20 protein-coding genes are annotated in these 19,967 nt (G+C 67.7%); 15 read left to right on the top strand and 5 right to left on the bottom strand.

What is annotated here, in order from left to right; translation table 11 throughout:
* Positions 1-94: 94 nt before the first annotated feature.
* The 4 genes from DFO45_RS20590 (at position 95) to DFO45_RS20575 (ending at position 4,091) form a co-directional block, all read left to right on the top strand.
* Entirely contained in the window at positions 95-1,996 is a 1,902-nt protein-coding gene (locus DFO45_RS20590; protein ID WP_133866334.1) for an ABC transporter permease, read from the top strand.
* Entirely contained in the window at positions 1,993-2,808 is an 816-nt protein-coding gene (locus DFO45_RS20585; protein WP_133866333.1) for an ABC transporter ATP-binding protein, read from the top strand. The genes DFO45_RS20590 and DFO45_RS20585 overlap by 4 nt, the downstream gene beginning before the upstream one ends.
* Positions 2,805-3,509, top strand: a complete 705-nt coding sequence (locus DFO45_RS20580) for an ABC transporter ATP-binding protein (protein WP_133866332.1) — start codon at positions 2,805-2,807, stop codon at positions 3,507-3,509. Before DFO45_RS20585 ends, DFO45_RS20580 begins: the two co-directional genes overlap by 4 nt.
* A gap of 114 nt (positions 3,510-3,623) precedes the next feature.
* Positions 3,624-4,091, top strand: a complete 468-nt coding sequence (locus DFO45_RS20575) for a MarR family transcriptional regulator (protein WP_245518205.1) — start codon at positions 3,624-3,626, stop codon at positions 4,089-4,091.
* Between the two features lie 65 nt (positions 4,092-4,156).
* Here DFO45_RS20575 and DFO45_RS20570 read toward each other — a convergent pair whose 3' ends face one another.
* Positions 4,157-4,753 carry an XRE family transcriptional regulator gene (locus DFO45_RS20570; protein ID WP_052286090.1) on the bottom strand — a complete coding sequence of 199 codons (597 nt, stop codon included), beginning with the start codon at positions 4,751-4,753 and terminating at the stop codon, positions 4,157-4,159.
* 571 nt (positions 4,754-5,324) lie between these two features.
* Here DFO45_RS20570 and DFO45_RS20565 point away from each other — a divergent pair.
* From DFO45_RS20565 to DFO45_RS20545, 5 genes are all read left to right on the top strand, one after another.
* Positions 5,325-6,638, top strand: coding sequence for an MFS transporter (locus DFO45_RS20565; protein ID WP_043879401.1), 1,314 nt, complete (start codon positions 5,325-5,327; stop codon positions 6,636-6,638).
* A 58-nt stretch (positions 6,639-6,696) separates the two neighbouring features.
* Complete coding sequence (locus DFO45_RS20560) at positions 6,697-7,206, top strand: MOSC domain-containing protein (protein WP_133866330.1); 510 nt, start codon at positions 6,697-6,699, stop codon at positions 7,204-7,206.
* A gap of 1 nt (position 7,207) precedes the next feature.
* Positions 7,208-8,152 carry a PDR/VanB family oxidoreductase gene (locus DFO45_RS20555; protein ID WP_133866329.1) on the top strand — a complete coding sequence of 315 codons (945 nt, stop codon included), beginning with the start codon at positions 7,208-7,210 and terminating at the stop codon, positions 8,150-8,152.
* Positions 8,153-8,412: 260 nt separating this feature from the next.
* On the top strand, positions 8,413-9,156 hold the full coding sequence (locus DFO45_RS20550) for a hypothetical protein (protein ID WP_133866328.1): 744 nt from the start codon (positions 8,413-8,415) through the stop codon (positions 9,154-9,156).
* Positions 9,157-9,429: 273 nt separating this feature from the next.
* Complete coding sequence (locus tag DFO45_RS20545) at positions 9,430-10,818, top strand: DUF1254 domain-containing protein (protein WP_133866442.1); 1,389 nt, start codon at positions 9,430-9,432, stop codon at positions 10,816-10,818.
* A 112-nt stretch (positions 10,819-10,930) separates the two neighbouring features.
* Here DFO45_RS20545 and DFO45_RS20540 read toward each other — a convergent pair whose 3' ends face one another.
* Positions 10,931-11,860, bottom strand: coding sequence for a LysR substrate-binding domain-containing protein (locus DFO45_RS20540; protein ID WP_133866327.1), 930 nt, complete (start codon positions 11,858-11,860; stop codon positions 10,931-10,933).
* A gap of 124 nt (positions 11,861-11,984) precedes the next feature.
* Here DFO45_RS20540 and DFO45_RS20535 point away from each other — a divergent pair, with 124 nt between their 5' ends.
* From DFO45_RS20535 to DFO45_RS20525, 3 genes are all read left to right on the top strand, one after another.
* Complete coding sequence (locus DFO45_RS20535; protein WP_133866326.1) at positions 11,985-12,785, top strand: type 1 glutamine amidotransferase domain-containing protein; 801 nt, start codon at positions 11,985-11,987, stop codon at positions 12,783-12,785.
* Positions 12,786-12,852: 67 nt separating this feature from the next.
* A complete protein-coding gene (locus tag DFO45_RS20530; protein ID WP_133866325.1) occupies positions 12,853-13,149 on the top strand; it encodes a putative quinol monooxygenase in 297 nt (98 codons plus the stop codon).
* A 103-nt stretch (positions 13,150-13,252) separates the two neighbouring features.
* Complete coding sequence (locus DFO45_RS20525) at positions 13,253-14,266, top strand: aldo/keto reductase (protein ID WP_133866324.1); 1,014 nt, start codon at positions 13,253-13,255, stop codon at positions 14,264-14,266.
* 12 nt (positions 14,267-14,278) lie between these two features.
* Here the strand turns inward: DFO45_RS20525 and DFO45_RS20520 are convergent, their stop codons facing one another.
* Complete coding sequence (locus tag DFO45_RS20520; protein WP_133866323.1) at positions 14,279-15,028, bottom strand: aldolase; 750 nt, start codon at positions 15,026-15,028, stop codon at positions 14,279-14,281.
* Positions 15,029-15,056: 28 nt separating this feature from the next.
* Positions 15,057-16,061, bottom strand: a complete 1,005-nt coding sequence (locus DFO45_RS20515; protein ID WP_245518204.1) for a LacI family DNA-binding transcriptional regulator — start codon at positions 16,059-16,061, stop codon at positions 15,057-15,059.
* 71 nt (positions 16,062-16,132) lie between these two features.
* Between DFO45_RS20515 and ltnD the strand changes: the two genes are divergently transcribed.
* From ltnD to otnK, 3 genes are read left to right on the top strand one after another with little or no spacing between them, the layout of a single operon-like run.
* Positions 16,133-17,161, top strand: coding sequence for an L-threonate dehydrogenase (gene ltnD / locus DFO45_RS20510; RefSeq protein ID WP_133866321.1), 1,029 nt, complete (start codon positions 16,133-16,135; stop codon positions 17,159-17,161).
* A complete protein-coding gene (locus tag DFO45_RS20505; protein ID WP_133866320.1) occupies positions 17,158-17,952 on the top strand; it encodes a TIM barrel protein in 795 nt (264 codons plus the stop codon). The genes ltnD and DFO45_RS20505 overlap by 4 nt, the downstream gene beginning before the upstream one ends.
* Positions 17,949-19,223 (top strand): 3-oxo-tetronate kinase, encoded by a 1,275-nt coding sequence (gene otnK / locus DFO45_RS20500; protein WP_133866319.1) that lies wholly within the window; start codon positions 17,949-17,951, stop codon positions 19,221-19,223. The genes DFO45_RS20505 and otnK overlap by 4 nt, the downstream gene beginning before the upstream one ends.
* A gap of 10 nt (positions 19,224-19,233) precedes the next feature.
* On the opposite strand, the gene DFO45_RS20495 is transcribed toward otnK, so the two are convergent.
* Positions 19,234-19,713, bottom strand: a complete 480-nt coding sequence (locus DFO45_RS20495; protein ID WP_133866318.1) for a hypothetical protein — start codon at positions 19,711-19,713, stop codon at positions 19,234-19,236.
* Positions 19,714-19,967 lie beyond the last annotated feature (254 nt).

Below are 19,967 nucleotides of genomic sequence, written 5' to 3'. Positions count from 1 at the left end.
CCGGCCGTGCCGCCCTATGGGCGGGCCGGCGACCCGCGCGGTGCGCGCCCCCGTTTCCAGAGCCCCACACGCCGTTCCAACGAAAGGTCGAGCCGTGGATTTCATCGTCGTCCAGGCCCTCACCGGTCTCGCCAGCGCAGCCTCGCTGTTCCTGGTCGCCTCCGGCCTGTCGATCATCTTCGGCGTCACGCGCATCGTGAACTTCGCCCATGGCGCCTTCTACATGCTCGGCGCCTACATCGCCTTCACCCTCACCGAGGCGCTCTCGGGCACGCTCGGCTTCTGGGGCGGCATCGTGCTCGCCGCCCTCATCGTCGCCGTGCTGGGCGCGGCGCTGGAGATCGTGCTGCTGCGCCGGATCTACCGCGCGCCCGAACTCTTCCAGCTGCTCGCCACCTTCGGCGTGACGCTGATGGTGCAGGACATCGTCATCCTCATCTGGGGTCCGGAAGACCTGATGGGCCGCCGCGCCCCCGGCTTCCGCGGCGCCGTGGACATCATGGGCCAGATGGTGCCCGCCTATGACCTGCTGCTCATCGGCCTCGGCCCGGCCGTGCTGGGCGTGCTGTGGCTGATCTTCCACCGCACCCGCTGGGGCGTGCTGGTGCGCGCCGCGACGCAGGACCGCGACATGGTGGCGGCGCTGGGCGTGAACCAGAAGTGGCTGTTCACCAGCGTCTTCGCCCTCGGCGTCTTCCTCGCCGGCCTCGGCGGCGCGCTCCAGATCCCCCGCGACGCGGTGAGCCATGCCATGGACTTGCGCGTCATCGTGGACGTGTTCGTGGTGGTGGTCATCGGCGGCCTCGGCAGCGTCACCGGCGCCTTCGTCGCCGCAATCCTCGTGTCCGAGCTGAATGCCTTCGGCATCCTCATCTTCCCGAAGATTTCCCTCGTGCTCGTCTTCATCGTGATGGCGGTGGTGCTGGTGATCCGCCCCTATGGCTTGTTCGGCAAGGCGGAAGGGCCGCAGCGCGTGGCCGCCGGCCTCTCCATCCGGCCGTGGCGTCCGTTCACGCAGGCCGAGCGCCTCGCGGTGGCGGCGGCCGTGCTGGTGGCGGCGAGCCTGCCGCTGTTCCTCGGCAACTATATGCTGACGGTCGGGTCTGAAATCCTCGTCTTCGTGCTGTTCGCGGCGAGCCTGCATTTCCTCATGACCGTGGGCGGGCTCTCCTCCTTCGGGCACGCGGCCTATTTCGGCCTCGGCGCCTATGGCGCGGCCTTCATGGTGAAGCTCGCGGGCGCCTCCATGGTGGTGGCGCTCTTGGTCGGCCCTTTCATGGGGCTGGCGGGGGCGGTGCTGTTCGGCTGGTTCGCTGTGCGCCTGTCGGGCGTCTATTTCGCCATGCTCACGCTCGCCTTTGCGCAGATCACCTGGTCCATCGCCTTCCAGTGGGTGGAGGTGACGGGCGGCGATAACGGCATGCTCGGCATCTGGCCGGCGAGCTGGGCGTCGAGCCCCCAGGGCTTCTTCTGGCTGACGCTCGGTGTGGTGGCCATCGGTGTTGCGGTGCTGCGGATGCTCGTCTTCTCGCCCTTCGGCTTCGGCCTTCGGGCGGCGCGGGACAGCGCCCTGCGCTCGGAAGCCATCGGCATCGACCGCAAGAACGTCCAGTGGGCCGCCTTCATTGTTGCCGGCACCTTCGCGGGCGTGGCTGGCGCCCTGTTCGGCTTCCTGAAGGGCAGCGTCTTCCCCGAGAACCTCGCCATCCCGACCTCGGTGGACGGGCTCGTGATGGTGCTGCTCGGCGGCATCGAGACCGTCTCGGGCGCCGTGGTGGGTGCCATCGTCTACAAGGCGCTGGCCATCTGGCTCATGAGCAAGACGGAGCTCTCCAAGCTCGTGCTCGGCGGCGTCATCGTGCTGCTGGTGGTGGCCTTTCCGAAGGGCATCGTTGGCTTCCTCGAAGACCTGCGCCATCGCCGGCGCCCGCCCACGCCGGACGGGGCGGGGCCGAAGCCGGCCGGTTATGTCGCCAAGGTGGAGGCTGCGGAATGACCACGCTGCTGCAAGTGGAAGGGCTCGCCAAGTCCTATGGCGGTGTTCATGCGGTGCGCGGCGTCTCCTTCAGCCTTGAGGCGGGACGCATCCTCGCGCTGATCGGCCCGAACGGCGCCGGCAAGAGCACCTGCTTCAACATGCTGAACGGCCAGATCAAGCCCAATGCCGGCGCGATCCGGCTGAATGGGGAAGACATCACCGGCCTGCCACCGCGCACCGTGTGGCGGCGCGGGGTGGGGCGCACCTTCCAGATCACCGCCACTTTCCCGTCCATGACGGTTCGGGAGAATGTGCAGGTGGCGCTGCTCTCCTTCCACCACAAGCTCTGGGCCGCCTTCCGCTATGCGGGCGCGGCCTATCGCGCCGAGGCGGACCGCCTGCTGGCGCTGGTGGGCATGGAGGCACAGGCCGGCCGCCCGTGCGGCGAACTCGCTTATGGCGACCTGAAGCGGCTGGAGCTGGCCATCGCGCTTGCCAATGAGCCGAAGCTCCTGCTCATGGACGAGCCCACCGCCGGCATGGCGCCGAAGGAGCGCGTGGACCTCATGCGCCTCACCGCCACCATCGCGCGGGAGAAGGCCATCGGCGTGCTCTTCACCGAGCATGACATGGACGTCGTGTTCGAGCATTCCGACAGCGTGATGGTGCTCAATCGCGGCGAGCTGATTGCCACCGGCACGCCGGAGGAGGTGCGCCGCGATCCGCATGTGCGGGCCATCTATCTGGGCGAGGGCCTGCTCTACGACGCCAAACATAAGGACGCGGAACCGCACAAGGACGGCGAACAGCAGAAGGGGAGCGCGGCATGAAGCTCGAAGTCTCCGGGCTCAACAGCCATTACGGGCCGGCCCACATCCTGTTCGACGTCGGCTTCGAGGTGGGGGCGGGCGAAGTGGTGGCGCTGCTCGGCCGCAATGGCGCGGGGAAGAGCACGACCTTCCGCTCGGTGGTTGGCCTCGTCTCCCAGCGCAGCGGCCAGATCCGTTTTGATGGCGAGGACGTCTCCCGCCTGCCCACTTATGAGATCGTGCGGCGGGGTCTCGGCTATGTGCCCGAGGACCGGCGCATCTTCACCGAGCTGACGGTGGAGGAGAATTTCACAGTGGGCCGGCAGGCGGCGCGGCCCGGCGTCGCCACCTGGACGCCGGAGCGCATCTACGAGATTTTCCCGAACCTCGGCGAGATGCGCAGACGCCCCGGCGGCCAGATGAGCGGAGGCGAGCAGCAGATGCTGACCATCGGCCGCACGCTGATGGGCAATCCCTCTCTCGTGCTGCTGGACGAGCCCTCCGAAGGCCTCGCGCCCAAGATCGTGGAGCAGATGGCCGATGCCATCCTGACCATGAAGCGGGAAGGGCTCTCCATCGTCATCTCCGAGCAGAACCTGCACTTCGCCAAGCTGATTTCGGACCGCGCCTACATCATCGAGAAGGGGCGGATGCGCTTTTCCGGCACCATGGCGGAGCTGGAGGCCAATCCGGAGATCCGCGACGCCTATCTCGCCGTCTGAGGTCCATCTTCGACATGCGCGACTGGTGACATCAGTCGCTAATTTTGATGGAGCATGTTGATATCGTATTGCGATTAAATGCGATGCGAACAGGTTGCGGGGAGAGGGCGAGGGGTGAGCAAGACAACCGAGACGGCTGTTCGCCGTCGCCGCGCCAAAGCGCCGGCAGATCCCGCTTATGTCCTTGATGCGCAGGTCGGCTTCCTGCTGCGGCAGGTGGTGCAGCGGCACACGGTCATCTTCGGCGCCAAGATGGGGGAGGACCTCACCTCCACCCAGTGGGCGGCGCTTGCGAAGCTCCATGAGAAGGGGCCGTGCTCGCAGAACCTGCTGGGCCGCATGACCGCCATGGATGCGGCCACCATCAAGGGCGTGGTGGATCGGCTGGTAAAGCGAAAGCTGGTGGAAACGCGCCCCGACCCGGAAGACGGGCGACGTCTCGTGGTGGCGCTGACCGCGGAAGGCGCGTCGCTGACGGAAAAGTCCATTCCGCTTGCGCTCGACATCACCGAAGAGACGCTGGCGCCCCTCGATGCGGCCGAACGGGCGCAACTCGTGAGCCTGCTGGAGCGCCTGCGCTAACCCGACATCCGCGCGCCGTCGAAACCGCAGCGCAGCCTTGAATCAGGGAGGGGTTACCTGCCGGCTCAGCTGGTGGGCTCCGCTGCCGCGGGCGGAGAGGCTGGCAGGGCGATGACCACCAGCACCTGGGCCTTCTCCCGTCCGAGGCTGCGGACCTCGTGCTTGATCTCGCCCTCGAAATAGAGCGAATCGCCCGGTCCCAGTTCCATGTCCTCCGAGCCGAGCCGGATGGAAACCCGGCCGGACACCACGAACAGGAATTCCTCGCCGCCGTGCGCCCAGCGCGGATCGATGCGCCCACCGGGCTTGAAGGCGGGCGTCAGCAGGAAGGGGTCCATCATCTTGCGGGCCCGTCGGGCCGCGAGCGGCATCAGGCCAAAGGTGCCGTCCTCGAGCGCGCGGGCATCGCCGTGCCGGGTCAAGGTGTAGCGGGCCGTGGGAGCGGCGTTGAGGTCGAACAGCTGGGCGATATTCACCCCGAGCGCTGTTGCCACCCGCAGCAGGGCGGTGATGGACGGCGTCTTGAGCCCGCGCTCCACCAGCGAAAGGTAGCCGCGCGTCAGCGCACTCTCCGCCGCAAGACGGTCGAGGGTCATTCCCCGTTCCTGCCGGAGCTGCCGCAGGTTGGGCCCGAGACGGTCCGCATTGCTGGCATCGAGCACGCGCATTCTCCCACGACCGGCCGCGTGCCGAGGCGGCAGCCCGAGCCTGTCACGGCGCTTGTAGCAGATGTGTTTTCCGTGAGGAAATATGTGTCAGTGTCGCGCACGCTTTTGTGCAGATGCGACGGCTTGGGGCCGTTTGGCTGTCTGAAAAAGATGCAAACGACTGGCATCTGCAATCCGGCGTCAGGACTGGCGTTTTCGGGCGCTTGATTTCCATCAGTAAACATGGTGCCCTTGTGCCAGATGGTAGCCGGCACCTGGGCGAGGGTCCAGACGGCCGGCGATCAAGAGCGGTGAAGGGCGAGCGGGCCGCCGGTGCGCATGCACCCGCACGCCCGGCGGAGCCCTTGCACCGATCATCCAGCGCAAAGGCGACCGGTGCTGCCGGCCGCCCCGTTCTCGGGCAGGCACCGGTCGCCGGCTCAAGCGTGATCAGATGAACAATACCGGCGAACCCTCGCCGGACCGGCTCCGCGCGTCGGCGCCGGATGCCCGCCTGCCCGGACGCAGAAGCCGGACAGGCAACGACCCCGCGTGCGCGTCCCAACGACCTTCCAGAGAGGCATTCATGACGTATACCGGCACCCTGGCGCCGCCCTCGGCGGCAGTTGAACGCAACGAGATGCGCCGCATCGTTTGGTCGTCCGTCATCGGCACGGCCGTCGAGTGGTACGACTTCCTCATCTATGCGGCAGCGACCGCCCTCGTCTTCAACAAGCTGTTCTTCCCGGTGGGCGATCCGGCACTCGCCACCATCGCCGCCTTCGGCACCTATGCGGTGGGCTTCCTGGCCCGGCCGCTCGGCGCTGCCATCTTCGGCCATTATGGCGACAAGCTCGGCCGCAAGGCCATGCTCGCCACCACCATCGTCATCATGGGGCTCGGCACCTTCTGCATCGGTCTCCTGCCGACTTACGAGCAGATCGGCATCGCCGCTCCCATTCTGCTGCTGATCCTGCGCTTTCTCCAGGGCATCGGCATCGGCGGCGAGTGGGGCGGGGCGGTGCTCATGGTGGTGGAGAATGCGCCGGCCAAGCGCCGCGGCCTCTTCGGCTCCATGGTGCAGGTGGGCAACCCCATCGGCAATCTCGCCGCCATCGGCATCTTCGCCCTCGTCTCGCAACTGCCCGACAGCGCCTTCCTGTCCTGGGGCTGGCGGCTGCCGTTCCTGCTCTCCATCGTCCTCATCGCGGTGGGCCTCTTCATCCGGCTGAAGCTGGACGAGACGCCCGCCTTCCGCGAGATGAAAGCGAAGAACGCCTGTGCCCAGGCGCCCCTCGTCGAGATCTTCCGCGATCACCGCCGCCCCTTCTTCACCGCCGTGGGCCTGAAGATCGCCGAAATCTCCTACGCCTCGATCGCCGGCGTCTTCGTCATCTCCTATGCCACCGTCCAGCTCGGCATGCCACGCTCCACCATTCTCAACGGCGTCTGGCTCTCCTCCTTCATCGCGCTGTTCACCATCCCGCTGTTCGGCTGGATGTCGGACAAGCTTGGTCGCAAGACCATGTTCTTCCTGAGCTGCCTGTTCTGCGCCGGCTTCGCCTTCCCCATGTTCTCGCTGCTTGAGACCCGCGATCCGGCCATCGTCACGGCGACTATCGTGGTGGCCATCTCCTGCGGCCAGATGGTGATGTTCGGCATCGGCGCCCCCTGGTACTCGGAGCTGTTCACGGCGCGGCTGCGCTATTCCGGCGCCTCGCTGGGCTTCCAGATCGGCGCGGCGCTGTCCGGCGGGCTCACGCCCTTCATTGCGGCGGCCCTGATGCAGTGGAGCGGCGGCGGCACCTGGCCCATCTCGCTCTATCTCATCGGCTGTGCGCTCATCACCGCTTTCGCCACCTTCATGGCGCCGGAGACGGCGCGCAAGGAAATGATCTGAAGCTCCCGGTCCCCGGGAGAGCGATCTCCCGGAGGCTCGATCCGAAAGGCCCAAGGACATGCTCAGTCTGCAACCCGCAATCGAGACGCCGGCCCCCGCCTTCGTCGGCGTCGTGCGCCACCTGCACATCACCGCCCGCGCCTTCCTGCCGATGCGCGCCATGGAGGAAATCCATCTCGTCGCTGGCAAGGGCATCGAGGGCGATCGCTACATGATCGGCCGCGAAGAGGGCTTCTATTCCGACCGGCCGGAGGAGGGGCGGCAGGTCACGCTGTTCGAGATGGAGACGCTCGACGCCCTCCTGCGCGACCACAAGATCGAACTGAAGCCGGAGGACCACCGCCGCAACGTGACGGTGGAGGGCGTGCCGCTGAACCATCTGGTCGGCCGCCGTTTCTGGCTGGGGGAGACGCTGCTGGAGGCGACGCGCCTTTCCGTGCCCTGCCGGCACATCGAGGAGATCACCGGCAAGGCAATTTTTGATCCCCTGATCAACCGCTCCGGCCTCAACTGCCGCATCCTCGAAGGCGGCACGGTGCGGATCGGCGATCTGCTGCGGAACGTCTGACATGCGGCGACACGGTGCGATCCTGACCCGCGTGAGCGCCATCGAGGATGCGGGCGAGGGGGTCAAGCGCTTCACCCTTCGGGACCCGGAAGGATGGGATCTTCCCCCGGCGCGGCCCGGCGGCCATGTGGACCTTTATCTCCCCGGAGGCCTCACACGCACATATTCCCTGTGCGGAGACCCGGCGCAGCGGGACCGCTATGTGGTCGCGGTGAAGCGTGAGGCGCAGGGCCGGGGCGGGTCCATCCGGCTGCACGACGCTGTGAGCGTGGGGGATGAGATGCACGTGGGCCTGCCGCGTGGCGGCGTGCCGCTCGGGCCCGGCTTTCAGCTTTTCATCGCAGGCGGGATCGGGGTCACGCCCTTCCTCTCGGCGGCCGCGGCGCTGTTGGCACAGGGGCGGGAGGACTTCCACCTGCACGTGGCGAGCCGGGGCGCCCCGCCGCTGGCGGACCAGCTCGCCCCGCTACTCGAACGGGACCTCGCGACCGTTCATGATACGACCAAAGGGGCGCGGCCGGCTCTCGCGGATGTCATCGCGCGGGCGCCGGGAGAGGCTTCCCTCGCCTGCTGCGGTCCGCTGTCCATGCTGGATGACGTCGCGGCGGCCACCGAGGGATGGCTGGCCGAGCGGGTGCATCTGGAGCGCTTCGTGCCGCCGCCCCTCGTGCCCGATCCGGATGCGCGGGACTATCGGTTGGTGCTGGCGAAGCGCGGTATCGAACTCGACGTGCCCGCCGGAGCCAACATGGCCGATGCGCTGGCGGCAGCGGGCGTGGAGGTGCCGGTCTCCTGCGGCGGCGGCATCTGTGGCACCTGCGCGGTCGTCTATCTGGAGGGCCAGCCCCTGCATCGCGACCGCTGCCTGTCCCAGACCGAGCGCGCGAGCCGGCTCATGCCGTGCGTGGCACAGTCGGCGGGCGAACGGTTGGTGCTGGACCTGTGATCCGAGGGGAGCGACGGAAGAGGCGATGTCGGAAAGCCACACTCGTCCACAACCAGAGGGTGAGGGTGGGGATTTTTGACCCAGCGGTATCGCATTTTGCGTCTTTTGGGCTTTAGATACCTCCATGTCGCTTTCCGGAAGCGGAAGGTCGGTTCGGGGGGACCGGGATGCGGGTTTGGCGTTGCGGGCGGCGGTTGGCCGCAGTTGCGGGTCTGGTGTGCGGGCTGGGCCTGTGGGGCGCGTCGGTATCGGCGGCGGATGTGTCGCCGTCCCGGGCGAGCGTTCCGGTGGTCGTCCCGGCCACTCCGTCCGGCTGGACCTATCAGGCGACACTCTATCTGTGGGGCACCAGCCTCACCGGTGACGTGGGCGTCCGCGACCTGCCGACGAGCCACGTGAACGTCGGCTTTTCTGACATTCTCAACAATCTCAACGGCGCCTTCATGGGCTCCTTCCTCGCCAAGAACGGCGACTGGATGCTGCTGGCGGACCTGATCTGGGCCGACATCGGCGCCGACAAGACGCTGAACGTCGCGAACAATCCGCGCCTCTCCTATTCGCAGAAGCTGACCATCGCCTCGGGCATTGCGGGCTATCGCCTGCCGGTCAGCACGCCCAATTTCGATGTCTATGCCACGGCCGGCTTCCGCTATCAGCGCCTGACGGCCGACATGACGCTCACGTCCGGCCTCGTGCCGCTTGCGGCCGGTGGCTCCGAGACGAAGGAGTGGCTGGATCCCATCGTCGGTTTCGCCGCCACCTACCGGGTCAACGAGCGCTGGTTCGTCAATGCGCTGGCGGATATCGGCGGCTTCGGCGTCGGCTCGGAGCTGACCACGCAGGGTTTCCTGTCGGTGGGTTATTTCTGGACGCCGCAGGTCTCGAGCGCGCTCGGCTATCGCGTGCTCTACACCGATTATCGCTCGGTCAGCGGCCCCAATTCCGACTTTCGCTACGACGTGACCATCCACGGCCCATTCGCGAGCATCGCCTACCACTTCTGAGCGTCCGCGTTGATCCAGCCCATGGCTGCCGTGACCCCCGACGGCATCATGGGACGACATCCTGTCCGCGATGGCGGAAGCCGACGGGCGTCACACCCCCTCGGCGGTCCGGCCGTCACATGCGGCGGAGGTCGACAGGGCTCGGCGTTGTGCCGGGTGCGACCTGCGCCTTGAATGAGCAAAAGGGGGAAGCCAATGGAAAATCGAGCAATTCTGCATCTTGCAGCGCGTCCGCTGCGGACCGCGGCCGCCGCGCTGGCGCTCGGCTGCGCCATGCCCGCGCTTCTGCCCCTGTGCGCCGTCACACCGGCGCTTGCCGCGCCCGCCGAGCAGCTTCAGGAGCTGGCGGTGGATGCCTATCTCTATTTCTACCCGCTGGTCACCATGGATGTGACACGCAAGCAGCTGACCAACCTGCCGAAGGGCGCCGGCATCGGCGGGCCGGCCAACAGCTTCGTCAACGTGCCGGCCTTCCCGAGCGCGGACATGCGCGCCGTGGTGCGCCCGAACTTCGATACGCTCTATTCCTCCGCCTGGCTCGACCTGACGCAGGGGCCCATCGTCGTCTCCGTGCCGGATACGGACGGGCGCTATTATCTGCTGCCGATGATGGACATGTGGACGGATGTGTTCGCCTCGCCGGGCTCGCGCACCACCGGCACCAAGGCGGGCAACTTCCTCGTCACCCCGCCCGGCTGGACGGGTACGGTGCCCGAGGGTGTCACGCGCATCGGCGCCACCACCCCGTTCATCTGGATCATCGGCCGGACCAAGACCGACGGCCCGGCGGACTATCCCGCCGTGCACAAGATCCAGGCCGGCTTCAAGCTCACCCCGCTCGCCTACTGGGGCAAGGGGCCTGCGCCGGAGCCCGAGCAGAAGATCGATGCATCCGTGGATGTGAAGACGCCGCCGAAGATCCAGGTGGACACCATGCCGGGGCCCGCCTTCTTCGCCTATGCGGCGGAGCTCCTGAAGCTGCATCCGCCCCACGCCACGGACCAGCCCATCATCGCCCAGCTGAAGCGCCTCGGCATCGAGCCAGGACAGAGCCTAGATCCGTCCAAGCTTCCGCCGGAAACCCGTGCGGCCATGGAGGCGGCACCGGAGAAGGCGCAGCATCTCATGCTCTGGAAACTGCCGACGCTGGCGCGGGTGGTGAACAACTGGTCACTGAACACTGACACCATGGGTGTCTATGGCAATTATTATCTGAAGCGCGCGATCGTCGCGCAGGTGGGCCTCGGCGCGAACGTGCCGCAGGATGCGGTCTATCCGATGGCCCTGCTCGACGGGCAGAACCAGCCGCTCGATGGCGTCAATGCCTACCTCATCCGCTTCGAGAAAGGCGCGGTGCCGCCGGTGGACGCCTTCTGGTCCATCACGCTGTACGACAAGGACGGCTTCCAGGTGGCCAATCCGCTCAACCGCTTCGCGGTGAGCAGCTGGATGCCGCTGAAGACCGATCCTGACGGCGGTCTCACCCTCTTTATCCAGGCGGACAATCCCGGCAAGGAGCGGGAGGCCAACTGGCTGCCCACGCCCAAGGGGCCGTTCAATCTGACCATGCGGCTCTATGCGCCGCGCTCGGACGTGCTGACCGGACGCTGGGCGCCTCCGGCGGTGGAGAAACAGCCGGCTACGGCACTCCTGCCGCAGTGAGGCCGGACGCGTCTGAAGTCACGGACGCCCTGCGATTTCCGGCGCCGGGCGTCCAAGTCGGATACGCAGAGCCTGCGCCAGAGACGGAGGCGTCTGTCCCGATCCGGCGCTCTCAGGGCGCATCATCCGGTGCGGGGGCGGTTCCGGCCGCCTCCCGTGCCACCTCTGCGATGAGCGTGCGCAGCCAGCGGTGGGCGGGATCGTGCCGGTAGCGCACGTGCCAGGCCATGTCGACGGGAAAGGTGCCGAGGTCCACCGGGGCCGGAACGAACTTCAGCCGCGTATCATGCGCGAGGCGCGCGCAGATGAGGCGGGGCAGGGTGGCGCAATAATCCGTCACCGCGATCATCTCGGGAACGGCCAGGAAGTGGGTGACGGACACCGCCACGTCCCGCTTCAGGCCATGGCGCTCCAGCACCTGGAAAAGGCCGGCGCGCAGGCGGCCGGGCGGCAGCACATTGACGTGCCGCAGGCGCTCGTAAGTCTCCCGCGTCAGGACATCGCCCACGTCCGGATGGTCGGCCCGCACGACGCAGGCGAGGCCATCGTCCATCAGGTGCTGCACCACGAGATTGTCCTGAACCTCCACGAAGCGGCCGATGGCCATGGCCGTGGTCCCGGAGATGACCCCGGTTTCGGACAGGTCGCTGCCATAGGGCGTCAGGCGCAGGCTGATGCCGGGCGCAACCGCCCGGAGCCGCGCCACGACGGCAGGGATCAGCGCAAACTCCGCATAGGAGTTCGGCGCGATCGTCATCAGCCGCTCGGCCTCGGCTGGTTCGAAGGCCTGCTGGCTATGGACCACCTCGTCGATCTGCGCGAGCGCGGCCCGCAGCACGGGCGCCAGTTCCAGCGCCAGCGGCGTCGGCTGGATGCCGTAACGCTCGCGGATGAACAGGGGATCGCGCATCACCACGCGCAGGCGCGCCAGAGCGTTGGACAGCGCCGGCTGCGTCATGCCGAGTCGTTCGGCGGCTCGTGTGACGCTGCGCTCCTCCATGAGGGTCACGAAAACCGGCAGGAGATTGAGATCGTAGCGCATGAGTTATAATCTCATGTGAATATCTTATCTCATAGAAATAAATTTCTAGAATATGTTCGCATGGCGCATGGTCTGCCCATCCAAGCCGGGTCACCTGACCCGGCCCGACCAAACGGAGGCAGTCATGAGCAAGGGCAAGGTTTTGGTCATCGGGTCCAACGCCACCCGCATCGAGATCCGCGGCGGCGGCTGGGCGGCCACGGGCCAGTATCTGAACGAGACGGTGGTGCCGGCCATGGCCGTGATCGCGGCAGGCTATGACGTCGTGCTGGCGACGCCCGACGGTACCCGTCCCCATATCGATCCGGCGTCCGACTCGGCGGTTCATTTCGAGGGCGACGAGGCGGCCTATGGGCGCGCCAAGGCCTTCTATGCCGAGCACCCGGCGATGACCAACGTGCGCACGTTGCGTGCTGTGATCGAGGAAGGCCTCGACGCCTATGCCGGCGTTTTCGTTCCCGGCGGGCAGGCGCCGGTGGTCGATCTGATGCAGGACGCGGACGTCGGCTTCATCCTGCGGCATTTCCACGAGCGGGCGAAGCCCACCGCCCTGCTGTGCCATGGTCCCATCGTGGTCGCCGCCGCCATGCCCCATGCGCGCGAGTTCCGCGCGGCGCTCATTGCCGACGATGTGGCGAAGGCGCGTGACTGGGCGCGCGGCTGGCAGTATGCGGGCTACCGCATGACGGTCTTCTCCAACAGCGAGGAGAAGGTGGTGGAGGAACACGTCCTGAAGGCCCGCCTTCACTTCAGCATGGTGGATGCGCTCACCGTTGCGGGCGGCGCGGTGGAGACGACCGCCGCGGACTTCGAGCCCAACGTCATTGTCGATCGTGAACTTATCACCGGCCAGAATCCCCGCTCCGACCATCTCGTGGGGCAGAGACTGGTCGAGGCGCTGGAGCGCGCCGCCGCCCGTTTATGAACCGTCCATCGAGGCGCGAGCGAATGGCCGCTCCCGCCGCTTGCCGAATGCCGAAGGAACAGAATCGATGTCGAATCCCGTCAAGATCGTGGCGATCCTCGCGGCCCGTCCGGGCAAGGCCGAGGAACTGAGGGCGTTGCTCTCGTCGATGGCGCCGCTCTGCCGCGCCGAGGCCGGCAACCTGCGCTGGGACATCTGGCAGGATCAGGCGGTGCCCGGCCGCTTCGTGCTCGATGAGCTCTATGTCAGCGACGCCGCCGTGGCCGCCCACCGCCAGACGCCGCACTTCCTCGATTACATCTCCCGCATCAACGATCTCGCCGAGCGCAATTCGCAACTGCTCGACCCTGTGGACGTTGCGTGAGGGTGCGGGCCGCGCAGGCCCGCACATCCGCCCCTGACATCTCCGCTGCCAGATCGCGGCCCTCGCGCCGTGTGCAGCGCCCTATTCGCATGAGGACAGGACCATGGCACTCAAGGATATTCTCCCCGGCCGTCTCGGCTTCGGTGCGGCGCCGCTGGGCAACATGTTCCGCGACATTCCGGAGGCGGAAGCTCTGGCGACGGTCGAAGCCGCATGGAATGACGGCATCCGCTATTTCGACACCGCGCCCCTCTACGGCGCGGGCCTTGCGGAAATTCGCATGGGCGAGGCGCTCGCCGACCGCCCGCGGGCGGATTATGTGATCAGCACCAAGGTCGGCCGGGTGATCCTCGACGAGATCGAGGAGATGAGCGCCCGCGACCTCGGCGAGAAGGGCGATGTCTTCAAATACGGCCGCCCGAACAAGATCGTGAACGACTACACGGCCGATGCCACGCTTCGGTCCATCGACGACAGTCTCAAGCGGCTGAAGACCGCGCATGTGGACATCGTCTTCGTGCATGACGTGGCCCAGGATTTCTGGGGCGACGCCTGGCTCGGCCGCTTCGAGGAAGCCCGCACCGGCGCCTTCAGGGTGCTGGACCGGCTTCGGGATGAAGGCGTGATCAAAGCCTGGGGCCTCGGCGTCAACAAGGTGGAACCCATCGAGCTGCTGCTGGGGCTCGAGGAACCGAAGCCGGACGCCTTCCTTCTGGCCGGCCGCTACACGCTGCTCGATCATTCCCGCGCCCTTCAGCGGGTGATGCCGCAGGTGGCCGAACGCGGCCTCGGCATCGTCGTGGGCGGTCCCTACAGCTCGGGCGCTCTGGTGGGCGGGCCGAACTTCGAATATGCGCCCATCACTCCGGACATGGCGCAGAAGGTGGCCCGGATCAAAGGCATTGCCGACCGGCACGGGGTGAGCATGAAGGCGGCGGGCCTGCAATTCTCCCTCGCCAATCCGGCGGTCGCCGCGGTCATTCCCGGTGCCAGCCGCCCCGCGCGCATTGCCGAGGATGGCGCTGCGCTGCGTGAGGTCGTTCCGGCCGACTTCTGGCGGGAGCTGCGGACGGCGGGTCTCGTCGATCCGGCCGCGCCGCTCCCCGGCGGCGCGTGAGAACGGCTGCTCTCAATCCTCGGCGGGTTCGCGTGCGATCCCGCCGAGAAAGCCGAAGCCGTGTGTCGGGCAGTCCGGCGCGCGGCATTGCCGGTCCAGCGCGTCGGCATCGGCGATCTCGCACTTGAAGCTGGCGACGAGGTCATCGACCTGCGCCCGCGAGAGAAAGCGCGGGTTCACGTTCCGGGTGAGGAGATAGAGCTTGGCGGTTTCCTCCAGTTCCTCCGTCGCGAAAACGGCGGCTTCCAGGCTCTCGCCCGCCACCACCGGTCCGTGGTTCGACAGCAGGACGGATGAATACCGGCCGGCCAACCCCTTGATTGCGTCGGCCACCGCCGGATCGCCGGGCCGGTAGTAGGGCACGAGGGCGGTCTGTCCGGCGCGCATCAGATAATAGGGCGTCAGCGGCGGCAGGGCCGAGCGCGGGTCGATCTCCGGCAGCAGCGTCAGCGCCACCGCGTGGGTGGAGTGCAGATGCACCACCGCGCGGGCGGAACCGCGCGTCTCGTAGAGCGCGGCGTGGAGCGGGATTTCCTTGGTGGGCTTGTCGCCCGAGAGCAGGGTGCCGGAAGCATCGAGGCGCGAGAGGCGGGCCGGGTCGAGATGGCCGAGGGAGGCATTGGTGGGCGTCACCAGCCAGCCGCCATCCTCCAGCCGCACCGAGATGTTGCCCGATGAGCCGGGGGTGAGCCCGCGTTCGAACAGTGAACGCGCGAAGCGGCAGATGTCGTCCCGCAGGGCATTTTCGTCGGCGGTACTCATGGCCGTCTCCCGTGGCTGGATGTGAACCTCAGGCGGTTGCGCCCGCGATGAGTTCGAAGCCGAGATCGATGCGCTGGGCCGGGGCGTTGCGAGCGGCGAGGCGGGCCGCCGTGGCGCCGATTTCGACCCGCGGCGTGCGGATGGTCGAGAGCGGCTGGGGCAGCGCCTGACCGATGCCGAGGCCGTTATAGCCGAACAGCGCCAGTTGGTCCGGCACGCGGATGCCGCGTGACAGGCACAGGCAATAGCCCCCGAAGGCCATGTCGTCATTGGAGAAATAGACCGCTTCAAGGTCCGGCCGGCGGGCGAGTACGTGCTCCAGTCCCGCGCGCCCGGCCTCGATGGAGGACAGCGTGGGCAAGGTCGAACGCTCCATGAGGGCGAGGCCCTGGTCCCGCAGCACGCCCTCGAAGCCCTCGAGGCGCTTGGCGGCGCGTGTGTCGGCGGCAAGATCGTGGCCCACATAGGCGATCCGGCGATAGCCCCGCGCCAGCAGGTGCCGGGCACTGACGCGGCCGACCTCCAGATTGGAGAAGCCCACCGCAATGTCGATGGGCTCGCCGTCGAGATCCATCAGTTCGATGATGCGTGTGCCCCCGGACTCCAGGAGCGCGCGCGCCGCAGGCGTGTGTTCGAGGCCCGCCACCATCAGCGCGGCGGGCCGCCAGGCGAGCATGGAGGCGACCATCTCTTCCTCGCGGGCCATCTTGTATTCGCTGACCGCGAATACCGCCTGATAGCCCTCGTCCTCAAGCGCCTGGTTCACGCCGCTCAGCACCTCGGGAAAGACGATGTTGGACAGCGAGGGCACGATGATGCCAACCAGCCGCGACCCGGAAGAGGCCAGCGTGCCCGCGATCCGGTTGGGCACATAGCCGAGCTGGGCGGCGGCCTCCATCACACGCTTGCGGGTCTTCTCGGAAAAGGAGCCGTGGTTGCGGAGCACGCGCGACACCGTGCTTTCGCCCACGCCCGCCGCCGAGGCGACGTCCGCAAGGGTGGCGGCGGGGGCGCGGACGGGAAACGCGGTCACAGGGGCACTCCGGCAGGTCATACGGCCAACGGGCGGCACCATCCCACGTCGCAGGCACAGCCGCAACAAAAATGGCAGCGCTGCCAAAATTCGGTTGCGATGGGCGGAGGATCGAGTATTTATCGGCGTGGCAGCGCTGCCAAAACATAAGGGCGAGGAAACCCATGTCGGTTGCAGTTGACGGTGAGACCCAGACGCGGACGGTCGCGGTCATCGGCCTCGGGGCCATGGGCTTGGGCATGGCGAAGTCGCTGCTCGCCGCAGGTCTCATGGTGCGCGGCTGCGATCTGTCGGCGGCCGCCGTTGCCGCGCTGGCGGAGGCCGGCGGCACGGGCTGCACCACGCTGCCGGAAGCGGTGCAAGGCGCCAGCGTGGTGGTGAGCGTGGTGGTGAACGCCGACCAGACGGAGGCCATCCTGTTCGGTCCTCAAGGCATTGCCGAGGTCATGCCCGCCAATGCCGTGTTCGTCTCTTGCGCCACCATGGCGCCGGAGAAAGCGCGCGATTTCGCGGGCCGCCTCGAAGCGCTCGGGCGCCTCTATCTCGATGCGCCCATCTCCGGCGGGGCGGCGCGGGCGGCCAAGGGCGAACTCACCATTCTGGCCTCCGGCCGTCCGGAGGCCTTCGCGGCCGCTGACGCGGCGCTCGAGGCCATGTCCGCCAAGCTCTATCGGCTCGGAGATGCGGCGGGCACCGGCGCCGCCTTCAAGATGATCAACCAGCTTCTGGCCGGGGTGCACATCGCGGCCGCCTGTGAGGCGATCACTTTTGCCGCCCGGCAGGAACTCGACCTTGAGATGGTGTATGAAGTCATTACAGCCTCGGCGGGTAACAGCTGGATGTTCGAGAACCGCATCCCGCATGTGCTCGCCGGTGATTATCGGCCCCTGAGCGCGGTCGAGATCTTCGTGAAGGACCTCGGCATCATTCAGGACATGGCTCGGGCCGCCCGTTACCCCGTGCCGCTCGCGGCCGCCGCGCTCCAGCTTTATCTCGGCGCGGCGGGTGCCGGCATGGGCCGGGATGACGATTCTTCGCTCGCACGTCTTTATGCCGGCCTGTCCGGGGTGACATTGCCAAAGGGGGAGAGCGTTTCATGATCCGTTTCGCTGCGAACCTCCATTCGCTCTTTACGGAATTGCCGTTTCTCGACCGCTTCGCGCCCGCCGCCGAGGCCGGCTTTGCCGCCGTGGAATTCACCTTCCCTTATGACGTGCCGGCGGACCGGATCTCCGAGCGCCTTCAGCGTCATGGTCTCAAGGCGGCGATGCTGCATCTGCCCGCCGGGGACTGGGCGGCGGGAGACCGCGGCCTTGCCTGCCAGGCAGAGCGGTTCGACGAATTCCGGGCGACGCTGGAGCAGGGCGTCGCCTACGCCCGGACGATCGGTGCCGACAAGCTCGTCATGATGGCGGGCCTCGGCTCGCGGCAGGATCCGCAGGCAGAGGCGAGCTTCCGCCGGGCGGTGGCCTTCGCCGGTGAAAGACTGGAGCGGGAGGGGCTCTGCCTGCTGCTCAAGCCGCTCGATCCGCGCGAGATCCCTGGCTATTTCCTCACCGATTTCTGCCATGTGGCCGATCTGGTGGCCGAACTCGGCGTGCCGCACGTGAAGATGCTGTTCGACGTCTATCAGCGCCAGCTCGCGCGCGGCGATGTGGCCATGGCGCTGCGCCGCCGCATCAAGCAGATCGGCCATGTGCAGGTCGCTGCCGTGCCCGACCGGGGTGAGCCCGATGACGGCGAACTCAACTATGCCTATATCCTGCGCCGGCTCGAATGCCTCGGCTATGACGGATATATCGGCTGCGATTATCGTCCCCGCGGGCGTTCCACCCTTGCGGGTCTCGGCTGGATGAAGCCTTATCTTCCTCGCGTTCGGGCCATCGCATGACCCTTCTTCTTGGCTGTATCGCCGACGACTATACCGGTGCCTCGGATCTCGCCAACACCCTGACCAAAGCGGGCCTGCGCACGGTGCAGACCATCGGCGTCCCGGCGGCGGACTTTGCCCTGCCGGAGGTGGATGCGGTGGTGGTGGCGCTCAAGAGCCGCTCCATTCCAGCCGCCGAGGCGGTGGCGCTGTCCCGCGGCGCCCGCGATTTCCTCGGGGGCGAGGGGGCGCGGCACATCCTGTTCAAGATCTGCTCGACCTTCGATTCCACGGACGCCGGCAATATCGGTCCGGTCACCGATGCCCTGCGTGCCGATGCGGCTGCCGGCCCCGTTCTGGTGACGCCCGCCTTTCCGGAGACCGGGCGGACGGTCTACTTCGGGCATCTGTTCGTCGGCGCGCTGCCGCTCAACGAAAGCCCGCTGAAGGACCACCCCCTGAACCCCATGACCGACGCCAACCTGGTGCGGGTGATGGAGCGCCAGTCGGCAGCGCCGGTGGGGCTCGTCGATCTTCACACCGTGGCGCGCGGGCCGGATGCGGTGCGCAGCCGCCTCGCCGCGCTGGCGCAAGAGGGCAAGGGCGCGGCCATCATCGATGCGGTGTTCGAGCGCGATCTCGAGACGATTGGTGCCGTCGCTCTGGACGGGCCGCTGTCCGTGGGGGCCTCTGGCCTCGGTCTTGGCCTTGCCCGCGCCCTCGCAGCCGGGCGGACAGCTCCGACTGACGGCGCCCTCCGCTGGGGCGCGTCGGTCCCCGGCGCCATGGCGGCGATCGCCGGCAGTTGTTCGGCCGCAACGCTGGAACAGATCGCGCGGGCTGAAGAGAACATGCCTGTGCTGCGCCTCGCGGCCGAACAACTCGTCACCGACGGTGCAGCCGTGGTTGCCGAAGCCATCGGCTGGGCGCGGGAGCGGCTGGCGCACGGGCCGGTGCTGATCGCCGCCAGCGGCACCCCGCAGGAGGTGGCGGCCGTTCAGGCGCGCCATGGCCGCCATGCCTCGGGCCTCGCCATCGAGCAGGCGTCCGCCGCCCTCGCGGCGGGCCTCGTCGAGGCCGGCGTGCGCCGGCTGGTGGTGGCGGGCGGGGAAACCTCAGGCGCCTGCGTCGACCGGCTGGGCATTGCCGGTTTCGAGGTGGGGCCGGAGATCGCGGCCGGCGTTCCGCTCCTGCGGACGGTCGCCCACGCGCCGCAGATGCTGCTGGCCCTCAAGTCCGGCAATTTCGGCGGCCCGGATTTCTTCGCCAGGGCGTTTGCGGCCATGTCCTGAGCGGACGGCCTCAGCCTGCCGCAGCGGAGACACGGCAGGCGCGCGCCACGGTGCCGATGAGCGCGCGGTCCTTCTCGTGATCGACGAGGAACATCATGCTGCGCCCGCCGCCCACCTGCACCCAGGCGGTCTGGCGGGCTTTCACCAGACCCTCGGCGAAGGCACGGGCCGTGTCGCCATCGAGCACGAGGCGGGTCTTTTCGGCGGCCCAGCGGGCGCTCGCCCAAGGGCCGTCGTCGAAGCGGTAGCGCACCTCGATCCCATCGACACCTTGCGGCACCGGCAGGGCCGAAACCCGCACACGCCCCGCCTTGCAGATCAGCGCGAGACCGCCGTCCTTCTCGGTCGTGCCGATGGGCGAAGCCCAGACGATGCTCGACTGGTCTTCGGGCCGCGCCGACACCGCATAGGTCCAGTAGGCCCCGCTTTCAGCCGCCGCGGCCGGTGTCACCAGCAGCATTGTCGTCATCGCCAGTGCACCGCGCCGCATGTCTCTCTCCTCTCTCGCCGGTTTCTCACGGCCAGGCCGTGGCCGGACTCTGGAGCAGGACGCTCCAGCTACGCTTCCGGTTCCAGCAGGAGACGTCATCTTCCGGGCTGGCCGACGGCGAAATGCCCCGCGACCGCCGCGATGAACGCGCGATCTCCGGCGGACCGACCTGCACGCCAGGGGCCGTCGCCACGCTTCCGGTTCCCCGCGCGTAGACGCACACAGAAACCGGCGCCTAGTGTCGCGCGGCGTTG

Origin of the sequence: Azorhizobium sp. AG788 (genome assembly GCF_004364705.1) — a bacterium.
Lineage (GTDB): Bacteria > Pseudomonadota > Alphaproteobacteria > Rhizobiales > Xanthobacteraceae > Azorhizobium > Azorhizobium caulinodans.
This window is presented reverse-complemented; position numbering and strand designations above follow the sequence as displayed.

What these genes read in the sequence shown, in the direction of transcription:
- DFO45_RS20530 (WP_133866325.1), top strand. Translation starts at nt 12,853, where the DNA reads ATGTCGAATCCCGTCAAGATCGTGGCGATCCTCGCGGCCCGTCCGGGC.
- DFO45_RS20525 (WP_133866324.1), top strand. Translation starts at nt 13,253, where the DNA reads ATGGCACTCAAGGATATTCTCCCCGGCCGTCTCGGCTTCGGTGCGGCG.
- DFO45_RS20535 (WP_133866326.1), top strand. Translation starts at nt 11,985, where the DNA reads ATGAGCAAGGGCAAGGTTTTGGTCATCGGGTCCAACGCCACCCGCATC.
- DFO45_RS20540 (WP_133866327.1), bottom strand. Translation starts at nt 11,860, where the DNA reads ATGCGCTACGATCTCAATCTCCTGCCGGTTTTCGTGACCCTCATGGAG.
- otnK (WP_133866319.1), top strand. Translation starts at nt 17,949, where the DNA reads ATGACCCTTCTTCTTGGCTGTATCGCCGACGACTATACCGGTGCCTCG.
- DFO45_RS20565 (WP_043879401.1), top strand. Translation starts at nt 5,325, where the DNA reads ATGACGTATACCGGCACCCTGGCGCCGCCCTCGGCGGCAGTTGAACGC.
- DFO45_RS20505 (WP_133866320.1), top strand. Translation starts at nt 17,158, where the DNA reads ATGATCCGTTTCGCTGCGAACCTCCATTCGCTCTTTACGGAATTGCCG.
- DFO45_RS20555 (WP_133866329.1), top strand. Translation starts at nt 7,208, where the DNA reads ATGCGGCGACACGGTGCGATCCTGACCCGCGTGAGCGCCATCGAGGAT.
- DFO45_RS20545 (WP_133866442.1), top strand. Translation starts at nt 9,430, where the DNA reads ATGCCCGCGCTTCTGCCCCTGTGCGCCGTCACACCGGCGCTTGCCGCG.
- ltnD (WP_133866321.1), top strand. Translation starts at nt 16,133, where the DNA reads ATGGCAGCGCTGCCAAAATTCGGTTGCGATGGGCGGAGGATCGAGTAT.
- DFO45_RS20495 (WP_133866318.1), bottom strand. Translation starts at nt 19,713, where the DNA reads ATGCGGCGCGGTGCACTGGCGATGACGACAATGCTGCTGGTGACACCG.
- DFO45_RS20520 (WP_133866323.1), bottom strand. Translation starts at nt 15,028, where the DNA reads ATGAGTACCGCCGACGAAAATGCCCTGCGGGACGACATCTGCCGCTTC.
- DFO45_RS20585 (WP_133866333.1), top strand. Translation starts at nt 1,993, where the DNA reads ATGACCACGCTGCTGCAAGTGGAAGGGCTCGCCAAGTCCTATGGCGGT.
- DFO45_RS20560 (WP_133866330.1), top strand. Translation starts at nt 6,697, where the DNA reads ATGCTCAGTCTGCAACCCGCAATCGAGACGCCGGCCCCCGCCTTCGTC.
- DFO45_RS20580 (WP_133866332.1), top strand. Translation starts at nt 2,805, where the DNA reads ATGAAGCTCGAAGTCTCCGGGCTCAACAGCCATTACGGGCCGGCCCAC.